The sequence below is a fragment of the Alkalihalobacillus deserti genome, from assembly GCF_020734105.1.
Lineage (GTDB): Bacteria > Bacillota > Bacilli > Bacillales > Bacillaceae_D > Halalkalibacter > Halalkalibacter deserti.
Map to the genome: position 1 here is coordinate 1 of NZ_JAJAFR010000034.1, position 17,346 is coordinate 17,346.

The 17,346-nt window shown below is 38.2% G+C and carries 14 protein-coding genes, 1 other RNA gene and 1 other annotated feature; of the genes, 2 read left to right on the plus strand and 13 right to left on the minus strand.

Annotated features, from left to right (window positions below):
- Window positions 1-697 (plus strand): IS256 family transposase (locus tag LDX58_RS24270; RefSeq protein ID WP_227940159.1); only part of this gene is annotated, 697 nt, incomplete at its 5' end.
- A 206-nt stretch (window positions 698-903) separates the two neighbouring features.
- Here the strand turns inward: LDX58_RS24270 and phnC are convergent.
- The 5 genes from phnC to ssrS form a co-directional block, all read right to left on the minus strand.
- Window positions 904-1,671, minus strand: a complete 768-nt coding sequence (gene phnC / locus LDX58_RS24275) for a phosphonate ABC transporter ATP-binding protein (protein WP_308017611.1) — start codon at window positions 1,669-1,671, stop codon at window positions 904-906.
- A complete protein-coding gene (phnE, locus tag LDX58_RS24280) occupies window positions 1,655-2,416 on the minus strand; it encodes a phosphonate ABC transporter, permease protein PhnE (protein WP_227940160.1) in 762 nt (253 codons plus the stop codon). Before phnE ends, phnC begins: the two co-directional genes overlap by 17 nt.
- 13 nt (window positions 2,417-2,429) lie before the next feature.
- Window positions 2,430-3,380: a phosphate/phosphite/phosphonate ABC transporter substrate-binding protein gene (phnD, locus tag LDX58_RS24285; RefSeq protein ID WP_227940161.1), complete on the minus strand. Its 951-nt coding sequence runs from the start codon at window positions 3,378-3,380 to the stop codon at window positions 2,430-2,432.
- A 747-nt stretch (window positions 3,381-4,127) separates the two neighbouring features.
- Entirely contained in the window at window positions 4,128-4,889 is a 762-nt protein-coding gene (locus tag LDX58_RS24290; protein ID WP_227940162.1) for a tRNA threonylcarbamoyladenosine dehydratase, read from the minus strand.
- A 137-nt stretch (window positions 4,890-5,026) separates the two neighbouring features.
- A non-coding RNA gene (gene ssrS, locus LDX58_RS24295) (6S RNA) lies at window positions 5,027-5,206 on the minus strand.
- Window positions 5,207-5,355: 149 nt separating this feature from the next.
- Here ssrS and LDX58_RS24300 point away from each other — a divergent pair.
- Window positions 5,356-5,661, plus strand: a complete 306-nt coding sequence (locus LDX58_RS24300) for a hypothetical protein (protein ID WP_227940164.1) — start codon at window positions 5,356-5,358, stop codon at window positions 5,659-5,661.
- A gap of 294 nt (window positions 5,662-5,955) precedes the next feature.
- On the opposite strand, the gene aspS is transcribed toward LDX58_RS24300, so the two are convergent.
- The 8 genes from aspS to LDX58_RS24340 form a co-directional block, all read right to left on the minus strand.
- Window positions 5,956-7,743, minus strand: a complete 1,788-nt coding sequence (gene aspS, locus LDX58_RS24305; protein WP_227940166.1) for an aspartate--tRNA ligase — start codon at window positions 7,741-7,743, stop codon at window positions 5,956-5,958.
- A gap of 1 nt (window position 7,744) precedes the next feature.
- A complete protein-coding gene (gene hisS, locus LDX58_RS24310; RefSeq protein ID WP_227940168.1) occupies window positions 7,745-9,025 on the minus strand; it encodes a histidine--tRNA ligase in 1,281 nt (426 codons plus the stop codon).
- A 216-nt stretch (window positions 9,026-9,241) separates the two neighbouring features.
- Window positions 9,242-9,468: a binding site (T-box leader), on the minus strand.
- 348 nt (window positions 9,469-9,816) lie between these two features.
- The gene (gene dtd / locus LDX58_RS24315) at window positions 9,817-10,257 is read right to left on the minus strand and encodes a D-aminoacyl-tRNA deacylase (protein ID WP_227940170.1); all 441 of its coding nucleotides are present in this window, start codon (window positions 10,255-10,257) and stop codon (window positions 9,817-9,819) included.
- Window positions 10,258-10,267: 10 nt separating this feature from the next.
- Window positions 10,268-12,454, minus strand: coding sequence for a RelA/SpoT family protein (locus LDX58_RS24320; RefSeq protein WP_227940172.1), 2,187 nt, complete (start codon window positions 12,452-12,454; stop codon window positions 10,268-10,270).
- Window positions 12,455-12,647: 193 nt separating this feature from the next.
- Window positions 12,648-13,163 carry an adenine phosphoribosyltransferase gene (locus tag LDX58_RS24325; protein ID WP_227940174.1) on the minus strand — a complete coding sequence of 172 codons (516 nt, stop codon included), beginning with the start codon at window positions 13,161-13,163 and terminating at the stop codon, window positions 12,648-12,650.
- 2 nt (window positions 13,164-13,165) lie between these two features.
- Complete coding sequence (gene recJ / locus LDX58_RS24330) at window positions 13,166-15,532, minus strand: single-stranded-DNA-specific exonuclease RecJ (protein ID WP_227940176.1); 2,367 nt, start codon at window positions 15,530-15,532, stop codon at window positions 13,166-13,168.
- Window positions 15,533-15,699: 167 nt separating this feature from the next.
- Window positions 15,700-16,008, minus strand: a complete 309-nt coding sequence (locus tag LDX58_RS24335; protein ID WP_227940178.1) for a LapA family protein — start codon at window positions 16,006-16,008, stop codon at window positions 15,700-15,702.
- Window positions 16,009-16,022: 14 nt separating this feature from the next.
- Window positions 16,023-16,925 carry a cation diffusion facilitator family transporter gene (locus LDX58_RS24340; RefSeq protein ID WP_227940179.1) on the minus strand — a complete coding sequence of 301 codons (903 nt, stop codon included), beginning with the start codon at window positions 16,923-16,925 and terminating at the stop codon, window positions 16,023-16,025.
- Window positions 16,926-17,346: the final 421 nt, after the last annotated feature.

Genomic DNA, 17,346 nt, shown 5'->3' on the forward strand with positions numbered 1-17,346 from the left:
TCGTCGAGATGATGTGGCTAATGAAGTAGTCTATCTCGTTGTCGGCGTCACGGAAGATGGCTTCAGAGAAATTTTGGGTTTCTATGTTGGTGGACAGGAAAGCGCCCTTGGTTGGAAAACGATTCTTAACGACCTTTATAACCGCGGGCTTGAAGAAGTTCTTCTAGGTGTTTTCGATGGGCTTCCAGGTCTTGAGGAAGCCATGAAAGCCGTTTATCCAAAATCGGATGTCCAGCGCTGTGTTGTTCATAAGGTTTGTAATGCTCTCAATGCCGTCAGAAAGAAGGATCAGTCCGCTGTAGCTGAAGATCTCAAACCCATTTACAAAGCCAATAGTCAAGACGAAGCCAAGGAAAAGTTCCGTGCTTTCAAGGGAACATGGCAAAAAAAATATCCAAAAGTCGTTAAAAGCTGGGAACAGGACCTAGAAGTTCTTCTGACCTTTTTATCCTATCCCTCCTCTATTCAACCGATGATTTACACGACAAATATCATCGAGCGAACAATCAAGGAGATCAAGAAACGCACCAAAACCATGAACAGTCTCCCCACTGAAAAAGCGGCTGAAAAAATCGTTTATCTTCAATCGATGGACTATAATCAACGCTGGGCAGAAAGAAAGTTGAGAGGCTTTAGTAATGCCTATTCTACTTTGCAGGAGATGTTCAAAGAGCGATACGGAAGCGAACGTGAATAGGGGTGTGGAAATTTTTTCTGGTATGACCCCCGAGGGGGTCATACCAGAAACTCCCTCCCTTAAGATTTGAGGAAGTACCCTATTTAATGATTTACACAAACTTATTGACACTACCTCTTTTTAAGATGGTTCTCTTTATTATAATATGTACATACCTAGAAAATTCCGAAAAGGTCTTTTAATATAATCTATTATACTTCCATATTTCATTGATAAATCTCAGCAAACCTACGATCATCTACTTCTTCCGGCTTCCCATTAAAAATTAATTTCCCGTCACGAAAAGCAATAATTCTCGTTGCAAACTCTTTTGCTAAATGGACGTCATGAACATTAATAATGGTTAGTAATTCTCGTTCAGTGTGTATTCGTTTCAGTAGTTCAAAAACCCTTCTAGAAGTCGATGGATCTAAGCTTGCAACTGGCTCATCGCCCAATAGTAGTTTCGGATCTTGAAGCAATGCTCTAGCAATCCCTACCCTTTGCTTTTGTCCTCCACTTAGAGCTTCTACTCGTTTATGAGCATGTTTCTCTAGTCCTACTTCTTCAAGAGCATGATAAACACGTTTCTTTTCCTGTTCAGAGAAGATACCAAGTAAATTCTTATAAGGTGTTCTTTTTCCAAATGCACCTGTTAACGTATTTTGAAAAACGGTCATTCGTGGAATCAAGTTAAAATGCTGAAAAATCATTACCATGTTAGAACGAATTCGTCTCATTTTTGCTTCAGACAGTTTTGTTAAGTCTGTCGCCTCCCAATTAATCTGACCTGATGTCGGGCGCTCAAGACGGTTAATGGAACGAATAAATGTTGATTTCCCCGCACCACTTTTCCCTAACACACAAACAAATTCACCTTTTTCCAAAGTAAGGTTCACATGGTCTATCGCATTTTCTTCTGTTTTCGGATACCGAACAACTAAATTTTGGATTGTCAGCATATCTGTTTTTTCCTTCCTATATAACCCTTGCACGGATCCTTCCACCAATAAAATCAACGACGATAACGAGGACCATGATCAGGACAATATCAAGCGACACTGCGGTATAATAAAAGCTTTGAAAATGGTTAAAGAGTTGCTGACCAATCCCTCCACCACCAATAAAACCTAAAATAAGTGATGTTCGTATCGCAACCTCAAACCGATAGAAATATTGCGATAGGACATTGGGCCAAATTTGCGGCAAAATTGAAAATAAATGACCAACCCACTTCGTTGCCCCAACCGATCGCATTGTTTCCTGAGGACCATTTTCCGCTGCTTCAATCAACTCAGAAATAAGCTTTCCTAAAACTCCAATGTTATGAAGGATAATAGCTAAAACGGCTGCAAACGGACCTAGTCCAAACGCCGATACAAAAATCAATCCAAACACAATTTCTGGAATGGAACGAAGAGCACTTAATCCTCCTCGTACAGATCCATAGATCACTGCAGAGCCACTTGTATTTTTCGCTGCTAAAAAACTAAGAGGTAAGGCAACAACCATCGCAAGAAACGTTCCTAAAAACGCCATCGTTAGAGTTACAAGACTGTGATACGCCATTCTCGGAATAAGGGACCACTCAATTGGGAAGAAACGAGTGGTCACCATGTTAATAATATTTTTGATTTGCGTGAGCTTTCTCCATTGAAAATCAGTTATATCCATACTCCACCACAGTGCAACTAGGACGAGCAGAATATAAACGATGTAGCGCCTACCAAACCAAACCATAACAAGTAAGCTCCTATTCTAATGTCAGCATATCGAATTTGCGAGCTGCTTCTAACACATCCGCGTATTGACTATCATCCGCTTTAACAAACCGAGTTGCACCGCCAAAAATGCGAAGGATTTCTTCATCTTCAATTTCAACATAAGCCTGTTGAAGTTGAGTGATCAACGTATCATTAGTATCAGCCGGTACAACCCAAGGATATTGATAAAGCTGCTCTGACTGCCAAAGGATTTTTACATCTTCACGAAGGGTTCCTCCATTCGCATCGTCTTCTTTCATCAATGCTTCTAAAATTGCACTATCAACAGCACCTGCATCCACAGTGTGGTCTTGAACAAGTGATGTTACAATATCATGTGAACCAGCAAATTGCATCTGATTAAATTCATGATCATCCTCGCTGTTATAGTAGCCATGTTGACGTAAGTGAAGACCAGGAATTAAATGACCTGAAGTAGAGGAGATACTTGCAAATGCAAAGTCAACATCTGCTCTGTCTTCAAGCATATCGTCTAGACCTTCCCACTCACGATCCGAATGAGTAATAATATACGAATAGTAATAAGGGCTTCCATCAACTTCTTGAGTTATTATGGCTTGTGCACCACTTTGCTCATGGGCAATTACATAGGTTAATGGCCCTAAAAACGCCAGATCAATATGATTGTAATTAATTGCTTCAACAACCGCGTTATAATTCGGATACTGTTCCACCACTACATCACGACCAAGACGCTCTGTTAAGTGCGTTTCAAGATTGTCAAGACCTGTTTGCATTTCCCCCATTGATTGCGAAGGAATAACAGCAATCTTAAACTCGCTATCATCTTGTTCTATAGCTGATATATCCTCAGTTCCCTCATCTACTGTTGGTAATTGGACTTCTTCATTAGTCTCATCTGCTGGACCACAAGCACTAAGTGCATATAAAAGGCCTAATGTAACTAACCATTTCTTCATCTTCTCTCCACCTTTTCCAATTATAATTGCATTGTAAAATTCCCTATCTGACTGAAACTGTGCCCCTTGCTCAATTTGACTTTAAACTACTTGGGCCTAGCAAAGCTTAGATTCACTTTTCCCACTGTATCCTCAAACTTCACTTTCAACTCATTTGAAATTGAACCATTACCAAATTTTGTAATCTATTGCTGACTGTTTTCATTTTCAACATTGAATTTAATTTGGTATAACCTATACTTACTTAACGAGAAATTATTATTAAGAAAAAAGAAACGCTTCTTTCCGCCCTATGTAACTATCAATCAATTCATTATCCAGTTTTCAAATACTTCAAATCGCACACACCACCTTTAACGAGTTTAGTTATTACTTGTTTTATAAGAAACGATAACTATTTGTTATTAACAATATAACATCATGTAATCACGATTACAATATAAAGATGATTACCTTTATTGTTTGCATGTGAAATTTTTTATTGGCATCTAAAAAATGAAAACACTTTTAAAAGAGGGCACATAAACATAGCAAAAGGGAGAAGAACGATAAACCTCTAAGCTTACCGCTTACTTGTTTCAAGCCTTACCTAAAAGATCATTTACAGATGTAATGATTTAAATGAGATTAACCAGCAACGTACAAAATAAAAAAACTAAATCCAAATTACAGATTTAGTCTTTTTATGTATTACTTATTTGCATTTCCTCATCCAACCTGCAGTCTTACTTACGTTAATTCCTTAATTTACCGATTGATTTCAATATCTTTCAAAAGCCTCGTAATAACATGTCCACCCATAATTAACCCCGCTACTGACGGAACAAATGCATTTGAGGAAGGAGGCATTTTCGCTTTACGAATATTTCCGGCTTCTGCTGCTTCAGAGACAATCTTCTTTCGAATTTCCTCACGAATTTTAATAGGTTGCTCATCTGAAAAAACAACTTCAATACCCTTATGTATGCCGTCTTTACGTAGTCTTGTCCGAATGACTTTTGCAATAGGGTCGTAACTAGTCTTTGATATGTCAGCAATTTTAAAACGTGTGGGGTCCATTTTATTGGCAGCACCCATACTTGAGATAATTGGAATCTTTCTTTCTAAGCATTGTTTCATTAAATGAATCTTATAAATAATCGTATCACTAGCATCAACCACATAATCTAACCCATAACTAAAAAATTGTTCATAGGTTTCTTCCGTATAAAACATCTTTAAAGCAATAACTTCGCATTCTGGGTTAATGTCATGAATACGTTCTTTCATTAACTCGACTTTTTGCCTACCCACTGTTGATAATAACGCATGAATTTGTCTGTTCACATTCGTAATATCGACATCATCTTTATCAACAAGGACTAAGCGACCAACTCCTGAACGCGCTAAAGCCTCCGCTGAAAAAGATCCTACTCCTCCTATTCCAAGAACGGCTACTGTACTATTTTTTAAGAGCGTTAATCCATCTTGCCCTATGGCTAATTCATTTCGGGAAAATTGATGCAACATTAATCTTACTCCTTCCAAACTTGTTTACGGAATTGACTATACCATAGGGTTTTGCAAAAGTCTAAGAGCTACAGGCCTAGAAACGACAAAAACAACCTCTTATCCAAGAAGTTGTTCGTTGATTGTTATGTATTAGTAAGAAACCCAGAAGTGCCGTTTTACTTATGGTTTTTGAACCTGCTCCTAAGCAGATGGGTGCTCTGTGAAAATGGTTTTACTTCCATACAATGAAGGCTTGTAATAACACTTTCAACTCAAGCTCCCGTTCCAATACTGTTGGCTCAAAACGTAAATGTATACGTACACCTTAGGAATCTTACTTTCTTAGGTACAGTGTATCAAAGTATACTTCCTTCGTCAATACATTAGTCAGAAAATTCAGCATTAGATGTGTTTTTAATTATTCAAATCCTATGTTACAGTTATATACTATAACAAAAACGAAATATGAGAGGAAGTGCCTTGCATGAATCTCCTAGCATCACAAACCTGTGTAGAAGTTCATCAAGAAATCGGTTGGACTGAAAAGCGTATTGTCGAAACCACATTTGATATAAAACTGTTTGATGATCAATTAGTCGTTAAAGAAGATGTGTACCCCTTGACCTCTATTTTTGATATATCCTATCGAAAAAAACCTGAACAAGGTGCAATGGGTTTTCTATACTTGCATACAAACCGAGGCGTTCGCACCTACTATATTAAAGAAGACGCATATCCTTTAGTAAGTACCTACCAAAAGTTGAAATCAGAGCGTCCCGAACTGCGCTGAATGCATTGTTTTAATTCGTTTATACAAAGCACGTCCTTAAACAATAAGATAAATACTTACAAATATTTATGTAAAACTGTTAGACGTTCCTATAACCTACTATCAATTTTTTCATAATCAATTAACCCTATTTCTAGCCTCTTGTTTTCCCTACTCTTGTAGCTTTCAACATTCTACTTTTTGCTGTTCGCCGGGTACCTTCGCATCTAGATACTACCAAAGAAAACCTTTCCTTATAGGAAAGGTTTTCTTTTTTAATTATCGTGATTGTAAATTAGAAGTTATTATGATTAACTAGGCATTCACTTTTTCTGATTTATTTCCAATGATCGATAAGTTTAAATCGATTAGTTGCTCGACACTCACTTCACTTGGCGCATTCGTTAATAAATCACTCGCGCTTGCTGTTTTTGGAAACGCAATCGTATCTCGTAAGTTTGTACGTCCTGCTAAAAGCATCACTAAGCGATCTAACCCTAATGCAATTCCTCCGTGTGGTGGCGTACCATATTCAAACGCCTCGAGCAAGAAACCAAATTGCGCTCGTGCTTCTTCTTCAGAGAAACCTAATGCTTTAAACATTTGCTCTTGGATATTACGTTGGTAAATACGTTGAGATCCCCCACCAAGTTCATAGCCATTTAATACAAGGTCGTAAGCGTCTGCACGAACACTTCCTGGGTCGGTTGCAAGTAACTCTAGGTCTTCTTTTTTCGGACTTGTAAACGGATGATGCAAAGCCACATAACGCTTAGCTTCTTCAACATATTCAACAAGTGGGAAATCGACAACCCATAAGAAATTGAATTGATTTTGATCAATTAGATCAAATTGCTTTCCAAATCTTAATCTTAATGCGCCCAAGCTATCAAAAACGACTTGCTTTTTATCGGCTCCAAAGAATAATAAATCTCCAACTTCTGCCTGAAGAGCAGCTTGTAATGAAGAAGCTACTTCCCCTTCAAAGAATTTTGCTATTGGTCCTTTTAAGCCTTCTTCTTCTACTTTTAACCAAGCTAATCCTTTTGCTCCATACTGTTTGACAAAGTCAGTTAAACCATCAATTTCTTTACGTGAAAGCTTATTAGCTCCACCTTTAAGATTTAGACCTTTAACTGTTCCTCCGCTCGCTAATGCACTTTGGAATACTTTAAACTCTGAATTCTTGACGACGTCAGAAAGTTCAATTAACTCCATCCCAAAACGAAGATCTGGCTTATCTGAACCAAAACGATTCATCGCGTCATCATAAGTAAGACGAGGTAATGGCAATGAAATATCAATTCCTTTTGTTTCTTTCATAATTTTAGCCATCAGGTCTTCTGTCATCGAAAGTAAATCTTCTTTGTCCATGAAAGAAGTCTCTATATCGACTTGTGTAAATTCAGGTTGACGGTCGGCACGCAGATCTTCATCGCGGAAACAACGAACAATTTGATAATAACGCTCAAAACCTGACACCATCAATAATTGCTTAAAAAGCTGAGGTGATTGCGGTAATGCGTAAAACTCACCCTGATGTACACGACTTGGTACTAAGTAGTCACGTGCGCCCTCAGGTGTACTCTTCGTAAGCATAGGCGTTTCAATTTCCATAAACGCTTCTTCATCTAAGAAATTACGAATTAATTTAGTTGTTTGATGACGTAATTTAAATATTTCTTGCATATCCGGACGACGAAGATCTAAATAGCGATATTTTAAACGAACATCTTCTGATGCATCCGTGTTAGCTTCAATTTGAAACGGCAGAGGCTTAGATGCATTTAAAATGCTAATTTTAGTTGCATGAATTTCAATTGAACCAGTTGAGATCTTATTATTAACCGTTTTAGGATCACGTGAAACCACTTCTCCCTCAACTTCAATCACATATTCATTACGAACTCGTTCTGCTATTGTAAGAGCTTCCTGATTAACTTCAGGACTAAATACGACTTGAACGATCCCAGAACGGTCACGTAAATCTAAAAAGACCACCTGTCCTAAATCACGACGTCTTTGTACCCATCCTTTTAATTCTACCTTTTCACCGACTTGTTTTTCACGAAGCATTCCACAATGATGTGTTCTTCCAATCATCTTACTTACCTCCCACGGTTTTCTCTTTTAAATAATCGATAAATGCGTCAAGTTCAACTTCAACTTGGTCGCCTGTTTCCATATCTTTTACATTGATTTTCCCCTGCGTTAACTCATTGTCACCAAGGATCGCTGTATAACGGGCATCTAGACGATCAGCCGCTTTAAATTGTGCTTTCATCTTTTTATCTAGGTAATCCTTATCAGCACTAATTCCCGCTTTTCTAAGCTGATAGACAAGTTCAACGGTTTTATCTTTTGCTTCATCACCTAACGAAACAACATAACAATCTAGTTTAGGGGCTGAAGGAATCACTTGATTCTTCGCTTTTAATGCCATTATTAAACGCTCAATACTGAAAGCAAACCCGATTCCTGGTGACGAAGGTCCACCTAAGTCTTCAACTAAACCTGTATATCTTCCACCACCACAAAGTGTCGTTATCGCACCAAATCCTTCTCCTTCCGCCATAATTTCAAAGGCTGTATGGTAATAATAATCAAGACCACGTACAAGAGTTGGATCAACGACATAGGAAATTCCTATTTGATCAAGATGTGCTCTTACTTTTTCAAAATAAGTCTTTGATTCTTCATTCAGATAATCAAGAATGGAAGGAGCAGTTGACATTAACGGGTGATCACGATCCTTTTTGCAATCGAGAATTCTTAATGGATTTTTTTCTAGACGATTCTGACAATCTTCACAGAATTCGCTTATACTAGGTTTAAAGTGATCAATCAGTGCTTGTCGGTGAGAATCTCTACTCTCTTTATCACCAAGACTGTTCAATACTAATTTCACTTCTTTTAATCCTAATTCCTCGTAAATACTCATTGCTAATGCCAGAACCTCTGCATCAATGGCTGGATCAGAACTTCCAATGGCTTCTACTCCAAATTGGACAAATTGACGCATCCGCCCTGATTGTGGGCGTTCATATCTGAACATCGGTCCATTGTAATAAAGTTTCGTTGGTTGATTAGCCTGTCCATACATTTTTTTCTCAACATATGATCTAGCAACTCCAGCGGTCCCTTCAGGACGTAATGTGATGCTTCTTTTTCCTCTGTCTTCAAACGTATACATTTCTCTTTGAACGATATCTGTCGTGTCTCCAACGCCTCTTTGAAATAGATCTGTGTGTTCAAAGATAGGCGTTCTTATTTCTTGATAATTAAACCTGCGACAAACGTCTTTAGCCTTTTCCTCAATATACTGCCATAACTCGATTTCACCTGGTAATATATCCTGCGTTCCACGCGGGATTTGAATGCTCATCTTTGTTCCTCCAGACTTTATACGAATAAAATGTTTTGCTCGTGGTGTAGGCTCGCTCTCTTTTAGAGTTAGAAAGCCTTGATAATAATTTTTGACAGAGCAGAGTTAAACCTGGCAATGGCTCCACACGCTGCGCTCATTGCTTTGATTTTATATAAAAAGGTAAAAATCGACCTTTTTATAAAATCAAAAAAACTCCCGTCGCTGATGAAAATCATCAGGGACGAGAGTTAAACCCGTGGTGCCACCCTAAATTGAAGCAAATATGCTTCCACTTTGTACAGTTAACGCCTGTGTACGTTTTTTCCTATTAGCCAAATGACGTTCAGAAAAACTCCTCATAGGTGTTCATTCATTAAGACAAATATGGAGGGCTCTCAGCCATGACCTCTCCTCTCTTTCTATCTGCTACCTTAACTACTATGCCTCTTCGTCGGAATTGTCTTTGTTTTATAATTAGTTGTTTATAATCATACGAATGTTCAAGTCAACTGTCAATAGGTTAATTTCGATTAAGTTTGTTCTTTAACAATTTAACATCTCTTAATGACAGCCCAAACTCTGAAGCTAACTCGATGTTCGTATTCTGATTTTCTCTTTCAACAAAATTATGATAATCCATATTAAAAAGTGGTTGTAAGCTATTATGATGCATTTGTTGACGTATACTAGAGCGCATATGTTTCAATCCTTCCGTATCTTTTCTCTTATTTTGACCAAGTTAAGAGAAAAAATTACATGATAGAAGAATTTTATTTAACCCGCACTAATAAGAAATACACAACTGAAGTTTATTTGCTATCAATAATCAATGTAACTGGTCCATCATTTGAGATTGAGACGTCCATCATAGCCCCAAATACCCCTGTTTGAACCTTAATATCTTTGGAGCGTAACGCCCCATTAAATTGATTATATAAATCTTCTGCTAACTCAGGTTTTGCAGCAGCCATAAAATTAGGGCGTCTTCCCTTTTTACTATCTCCATAAAGAGTGAATTGGGAAATCGATAAAATCTCACCTTTGACATCTACGAGAGAATGGTTCATTTTCCCATTCTCATCTTCAAAAATACGCAAATTCACAATCTTCTCAGCAACATAGTTGACATCTTCTAAAGTATCTTCATGTGTCACACCAACTAGCAATGTTAAACCAAATTCAATTTGACCAACAATCTCGTTGTCAACCGTTACAGAAGATCTTTTCGACCTTTGTAAGACGACTCTCATTTCCTCACCTCTAATGCATCACTCTTCGAACTGAATATATATCTTTTAGTTGTTTTATTTTATCCACTACTTTGTGTAAATGGTCTATATTATGAATCGAAATGGTCAGATGAATCATTGCTACTTTTTGCTTATGGTCTGAACGTCCAGAAACCGCATTAATTACCGTTCTTGATTCAGTAATTGCGTGTAACACTTCATTTAGTAAACCATTACGATCAAAGGCAGAAATTTCTATATCAACATTATAAGATTTAGTTTGTTGAATATCGCCTTCCCACTCTACTTCTAATAGCCTTCCTTGTGCCTCTTCATTTTGAACATTCGCACAATCAGAGCGGTGAATGGAAACGCCACGCCCTTTTGTAATATAACCGATAATTTCATCACCAGGCACAGGCGTACAGCAACGCGATAAACGAATCAGTAAATTATCAACACCTTTAACCGTCACTCCTGAATTTACTTTTTTCTTTGGCCTATATGTTTGCACATCGGAAAGAGCAGCTTGCAAAGATTTTTCTTCTTGTTCTTGGTCTTGTTGCTTTCTTAGTTTTTCTGTCATCCGATTCACAATCTGTTTCACACTGATGCCGCCATAACCTGCAGCTGCAAACATATCTTCTTCACCGGTAAAACTAAATTTATTCGCTACTTCAGCGATATTCTCAGATGTTAAAACATCCTTCGGTTCAAAATCAAGGGAACGAATTTCTTTTTCAACGAGTTCTTTTCCTTTTTCGACGTTTTCTTCTCTTCGTTCCTTTTTAAACCACTGTCTAATTTTATTTTTAGCATGTGAAGACTTGGTGAGCTTTAACCAGTCTTGACTTGGTCCATATGAATGTTTAGACGTTAAAACTTCAACAATATCTCCGGTATTTAATCGATAATCAAGAGTAACCATTTTCCCGTTTACTTTCGCACCGATACAGCGATTTCCGATTTCACTATGAATACGATAAGCAAAATCTAACGGAACAGAACCTGCAGGTAATTCAATTACATCTCCTTTAGGAGAGAAAACAAACACCATATCCGAAAACAAGTCCATCTTCAATGATTCCATGAATTCTTGAGCATCGTTCGTTTCCGTCTGAGATTCAATTACATCCCTAAACCAACTAAGCTTGTCCTCAAACGTATTTTTATTTTGAGAAACTTGCTTACCTTCTTTATAAGCCCAATGGGCCGCCACCCCATATTCGGCAATTCGGTGCATTTCCTCTGTCCGAATTTGCACCTCAAGAGGGTCACCAAAAGGACCTACAACGGTTGTATGAAGAGATTGATACATATTTGCTTTGGGCATTGCGATATAATCTTTGAAACGACCCGGCATCGGTTTCCAGCACGTGTGAATGACACCGAGGACCGCATAACAATCCTTTATGTTATTAACCATAATCCGCACAGCTAATAGATCATATATCTCATTAAACTGTTTGTTTTGCATAATCATTTTCCGATAAATGCTATAAATATGTTTTGGACGCCCCGATAATTCTGCCTCTACCTGTACTTCCAACAGATTTTCGTTAATCGTTTCCATAACCTCAGATAAGTATTTCTCTCTTTCAGCTCGTTTCTTTTTCATTAAATTAACAATTCTGTAATATTGTTGCGGATCTAGATAACGTAATGCCGTATCCTCTAGCTCCCATTTAATTGTTGATATCCCTAATCTGTGCGCAAGTGGCGCAAAAATTTCTAACGTTTCATTTGAAGTTACACGCTGCTTTTCAGGCGGCATGAACTTTAGCGTCCGCATATTATGTAAACGGTCCGCTAATTTAATTAAAATGACACGAATATCCTTGGCCATAGCAATGAGCATTTTCCGATGGTTTTCAGCTTGTTGTTCTTCCTTCGACTTATACTTGAACTTCTTTAACTTTGTTACCCCGTCCACTAGCATAGCAACTTGGTCATTGAATTCCTGCTCAAGTTCCTCAACGGTTACGTCTGTGTCTTCAACTACATCATGTAAGAATGCAGCAGCTACTGTGTTTGGGTCAAGCTCTAACCCTACTATAATCCCTGCTACTTGTATTGGGTGTAAAATGTATGGTTCGCCTGATTTACGGTACTGCCCTTCATGAGATTGTTCCGCAAATACATAAGCCTTTCTTAAAAAAGCAACGTCTTCTGCATTTAAGTACTGACTAGCCTTTTCTAACACTTGATCTATCGTCATGGAATCACCTATTTACGATTCAATATTTCTTTATATTATGGTTAAGTTTCAGACCTATGTAAAGGGAAATCATTAAAAAAGTAATGTTAATACTAAAAGAGGGTGACTCTATCGACATGTTAAGGCCCTAAAAAGATCTCTTTACATGATCCTAATATAGAGCTAAGTCTCCTGAGTCACCCTTTTATGACCATTAGTTATAAGTCATTAAAGAGAACATATCATACTGATTCAATCGAGCTCGTCCATCTAAATAACCTAGTTCGATCATAAATGCTATTCCAACTACTTCTCCACCAAGCTCTTCTACCATCTTAACGGTAGCTTCAATAGTTCCACCAGTAGCTAGCAAGTCATCAGCAATTAATACGCGCTGTCCTTTTTGAATGGCATCTTTATGAATCGTTAGACTATCTTTCCCATATTCTAGACCATAGTCTACAGAGATAACTTCGCGCGGCAGTTTGCCTGCTTTTCTTACAGGAACAAAACCAGCTTCTAGAGTATAAGCAATCGGACAACCTACTACAAATCCTCGTGCTTCAGGCCCAACAACAAGATCAACATTTTTATCTTTGGCATATGCGGCCATTTCATCAATCGCTGCTTTGTAGGCAGGTCCATCTTGCATTAACGTTGTAATGTCTTTGAAGCGAATTCCTTCTTTTGGATAGTTTTCAACAATTTGAATATATTTTTTGAAATCCATTTTTACACCGTCTCCTTGATCGACTTTTCATCTACTAATTTTTCTTTTACTACCTGTTGGAACCATTGCTTTAAATCCATATAAGAAGAGTATACAAAATCATTTTCAATATAAGCCTGCTCTTGTTTTTGGCGATACGTAATCGATTCATCTAAGCTCTTTTTTTCTGGACTCTTAGCTACGTTTAAGATTCCATCGTCTATTGTAACAAAACCAAGCTCACAAAACACATTTGACATAAAATCAATCGTATGACGCGACCAACCTTTGTATTTCGCTAACTCTTCACTGTGCCTCTTTATATTAAAGGATTTCCGTTTGAGAAGAAAAGCATAGAACCATTTGAATTGTTCACGATTTGGATTTGTTGTGAAAAATGAATCCTCATCATGATGGAAAATCACATAGATCCGATTTGGTGCCTCATAAGCAGAAAAGAGTTTCCTAAGTTGCTCTCGTTCTTCTGGTATATCTAATAACACAACTACTTTATTTGCGAGGTCATGATCATCAGTATCCCGATACATGTGAGTGATATCAAACTTATGAAGTTCTAATTTATTCTTTGTATCTTCTCTAAAAGCTAGTAAGACTCTGTCTTCTACTGGTATTGTCGAGAGCCTTTCGATCAACCTGTTCCTTTGGATACTACGCCAGTCGAATAATTGCCATTCCGAAACAGCCACATCTTCAATCATCAATTGAGGCTTTACATGACCATTCCACTCATTAATGGATAAGGTCCCTACAGCTGAAACTTTCGCTTGCGCTGTAATTTCCTCACTTAAATAACCAAGATGAAAACCAATTCCATCTAAACTCGTTCCATTTTGAGTGAAACCTACTTTTAAATGATTAGACTCACTTCCAATTTTTCTCATTTGCTCCAAATGAACATCTTCGATCAATACTTTAGGAGTTGGATTTGAAACCCCAAAAGGTGCGAGTAGTTCTAGTTGCTTAATGACATTTACAGAACAATCGTCTACACTTGCAACTAAATCAATGGATGTAACTGGTTTAAAGTCATCTGGTGTTAACACTTCTCTCGCTTGTCGGCAAAGTCTTGTTCTTAATTCTTCCAAGTCACTTGCATTCATTGTCAAACCGGCTGCCATCGGATGACCGCCAAAATGAGGAAGAATATCACGACTCTTTGATAACTCAGCAAACATATCAAAACCTTCAATGCTTCTTGCTGAACCTTTTGCAAGTCCTGATCCCGAATCGATGCTTAAAACGATCGTTGGTCGATAGTACCGTTCCACAAGACGAGATGCCACAATCCCAATGACCCCTGCATTCCACCCCTCCCCAGCGATCACTAATACCTCATGCTCACTAGGTGGAAACTGACTTTCAACGACTTGAATAGCCGCTTCGGTGATTTCACTCACAACAGCTTTTCTTTCTTTGTTTAAATCATCAATCTCAGAAGCTAAGTGTTCTGCTTCGTCATGTGATTCAGATAAGAGCAAAGCAACAGCAGGATCAGCCGATTCAAGCCGTCCTGCTGCATTTATTCTTGGGCCAATTCCAAAACCAACATGATCCGCCTGAACGACTTGAGACGTTATCCCACACTTTTTCTTTAAAGCGATTAATCCAGGTTTCTCAGTTGATTGAAGAGCATGTAGCCCTTCCATAACGAGTAACCGATTTTCATCAACAAGTGGGACCAAATCGGCAACCGTACCAATAACGGCAATATCTAACCATTCCGTTGGGACTCTTCCTAGCAGCGCATGCGCTACTTTAAAAGCAACACCAACTCCTGCTAATCCTTTAAAAGGATAAGAACAACCTGGTTTTTTCGGATTTATAATTGCATAAGCATCTGGTAATACCGGCGGCGCCTCATGGTGATCCGTGACAATGAAATCAAGATTAATTTCCTTTGCGACATTAGCAACATGAACAGCAGCAATTCCCGTATCAACGGTAACGATCAAACCATAACCTTGGTCCTTCGCTTTTCTTATTGCTGGCTCATTCGGTCCGTATCCTTCCGTAAATCGATTAGGTATATAGAAATCTACAACTGCTCCAATCGATTTTAAAGCACAATACATGACTGCCGTACTACTAACACCATCAGCATCATAATCTCCAAAAATAAGTATTTTTTCATTTCGTTCAACTGCTGCTTGGATCCTCTTTACCGTTCGTTCCATATCATCTAATAAAAACGGGTCATGATAGACCATTTCATCTTTATATAAGAATCTTCTTGCCGTCTCCACAGTATCATAGCCACGATTAATAAGAAGCTTAGCAACTAGTGGTGCAATATTCAATTCATTTACTAATAGATCGACTTGACTGGATGCTTGTTCTTTAATTTTCCATCTTGCTTTAGATTTTAACATCAAAAACACCCCTTGAATCTCCCATTATACAGGAGCATTCAAGGGGTTACAACGACCAATCAATGGGTGGGATCAATGCAAGCTTTTAAGGCTTTACCTGAGCAGGGTTTAAACAAGATTGTATCGTCTGGAGCGCATTCAACTTTCAATTCTTAATGCGCTTCCTTTTATACATTCTCCTTATCCACCGTACCATCTTTAGCTTGATTATGCTCAATCTCTTTTGATTCTTTCGTTTCTACACTCTGCTTTTTCAAACGCTTAATTTCTGCTTGCAATTCGTACATTCTAAGCATTCCCACTGTTCCTGCCACAATAGCCCCCATTAAAACAGACCCTAAAATAACAAGAATTAATGGCCATTCTGCATTACCAAATAAATAATTCACCCTTACCGCATCAACATTGATAACGGCAAAGACCGCAATAAGTATGGCAAAAATTAACCCAATAATTAAACCCCATTGTCCCCTCATTATCCATCTCCTCTCTAAGATTCTAGTTTTTTATACGGATTAATATGCACTAGCACATCATGGACGTTTTTCTCCTCTAATAACCGCTTTTTAACTTGCTTACCAATTGCATGCCCTTCTTTAACGGATATCGAAGGATCAACAGCGACTTTAATATCAATTATCACATAATGCCCATGCTCTCTTGCAAAAAATTCATCGATGTTAAGAACGCCTTCTACACCATTAGCAGCTTTAACCATGTCAACGGTATCCTCTTCATGCATAACGTGGTCCAATGCATTGTGAATCGATTGTTTCCCTAAAGACCAAGCCATTTTTCCAATTAAAATGGCGACAAAGGCACTAGCTAATGAGTCTCCGTATACGAGCCAAGAAATATTTAAATACCCTCCAAGTAAGGCAGCTCCTATACCAATTAACGCTGCAAACGAAGAAAAAACATCCGAACGATGGTGCCAAGCATCCGTCATTAAAGCTTCACTCTTATACTTTTTACCCAAATTATACTTATAGCGAAACATTAATTCCTTTACAACAATTGAGAAAATAACAGCATAGATCGCCATACTCTTTGGTACCTCAACGGGTTCAAAAAAAGACTGAAATGCCCCTAAGGCAATTTCAAAACCCACAATAAACAACAATACAGACACAATAATCGCTGCAACAGATTCTGCTTTCCCATGTCCATAAGGATGATCACGATCTGGAGGTAATTTAGCAGCCCGAACCCCAATAAGTACAACAACAGAACCTACTACATCAGACGCGGAGTGAACAGCATCCGCCATTAAAGCCCGACTGTTTGACATAATCCCAATAATGGCTTTAAAAATTGCCAAAATAATATTTCCAATAATCCCAACCCAAGCTGCAAATCTAACTTTCCGATAACGAACATCTGCTTCAGACAAACGAACACCTACTTTACCTCTCAATTTTACTCTATGCCAACAAACATAAATTCTATACTTATTTTACCATCATAAGGAAACATCATCCGCTTTTTTTAGAAAAACTTGGCCTCCCCCAGACATAATTGAGGCTCACACCAATTTTCATCCCCTACTCAAACCACTAATCAAGGTACAGAACTCCGGGGGAGGCCTTAGTTTTTCTTAACCACCTAAACTCCCTACTCTTTCACCCTGCATAACGAATGGTAATTGAGGCTCACACCAATTTTCATCCCCTACTCAAACCACTAATCAAGGTACAGAACTCCGGGGGAGGCCTTAGTTTTTCTTAACCACCTAAACTCCCTACTCTTTCACCCTGCATAACGAATGGTGAAACCTTTTTCCTTTCTCCATTTGTTATGCAGGGAATCGAGGG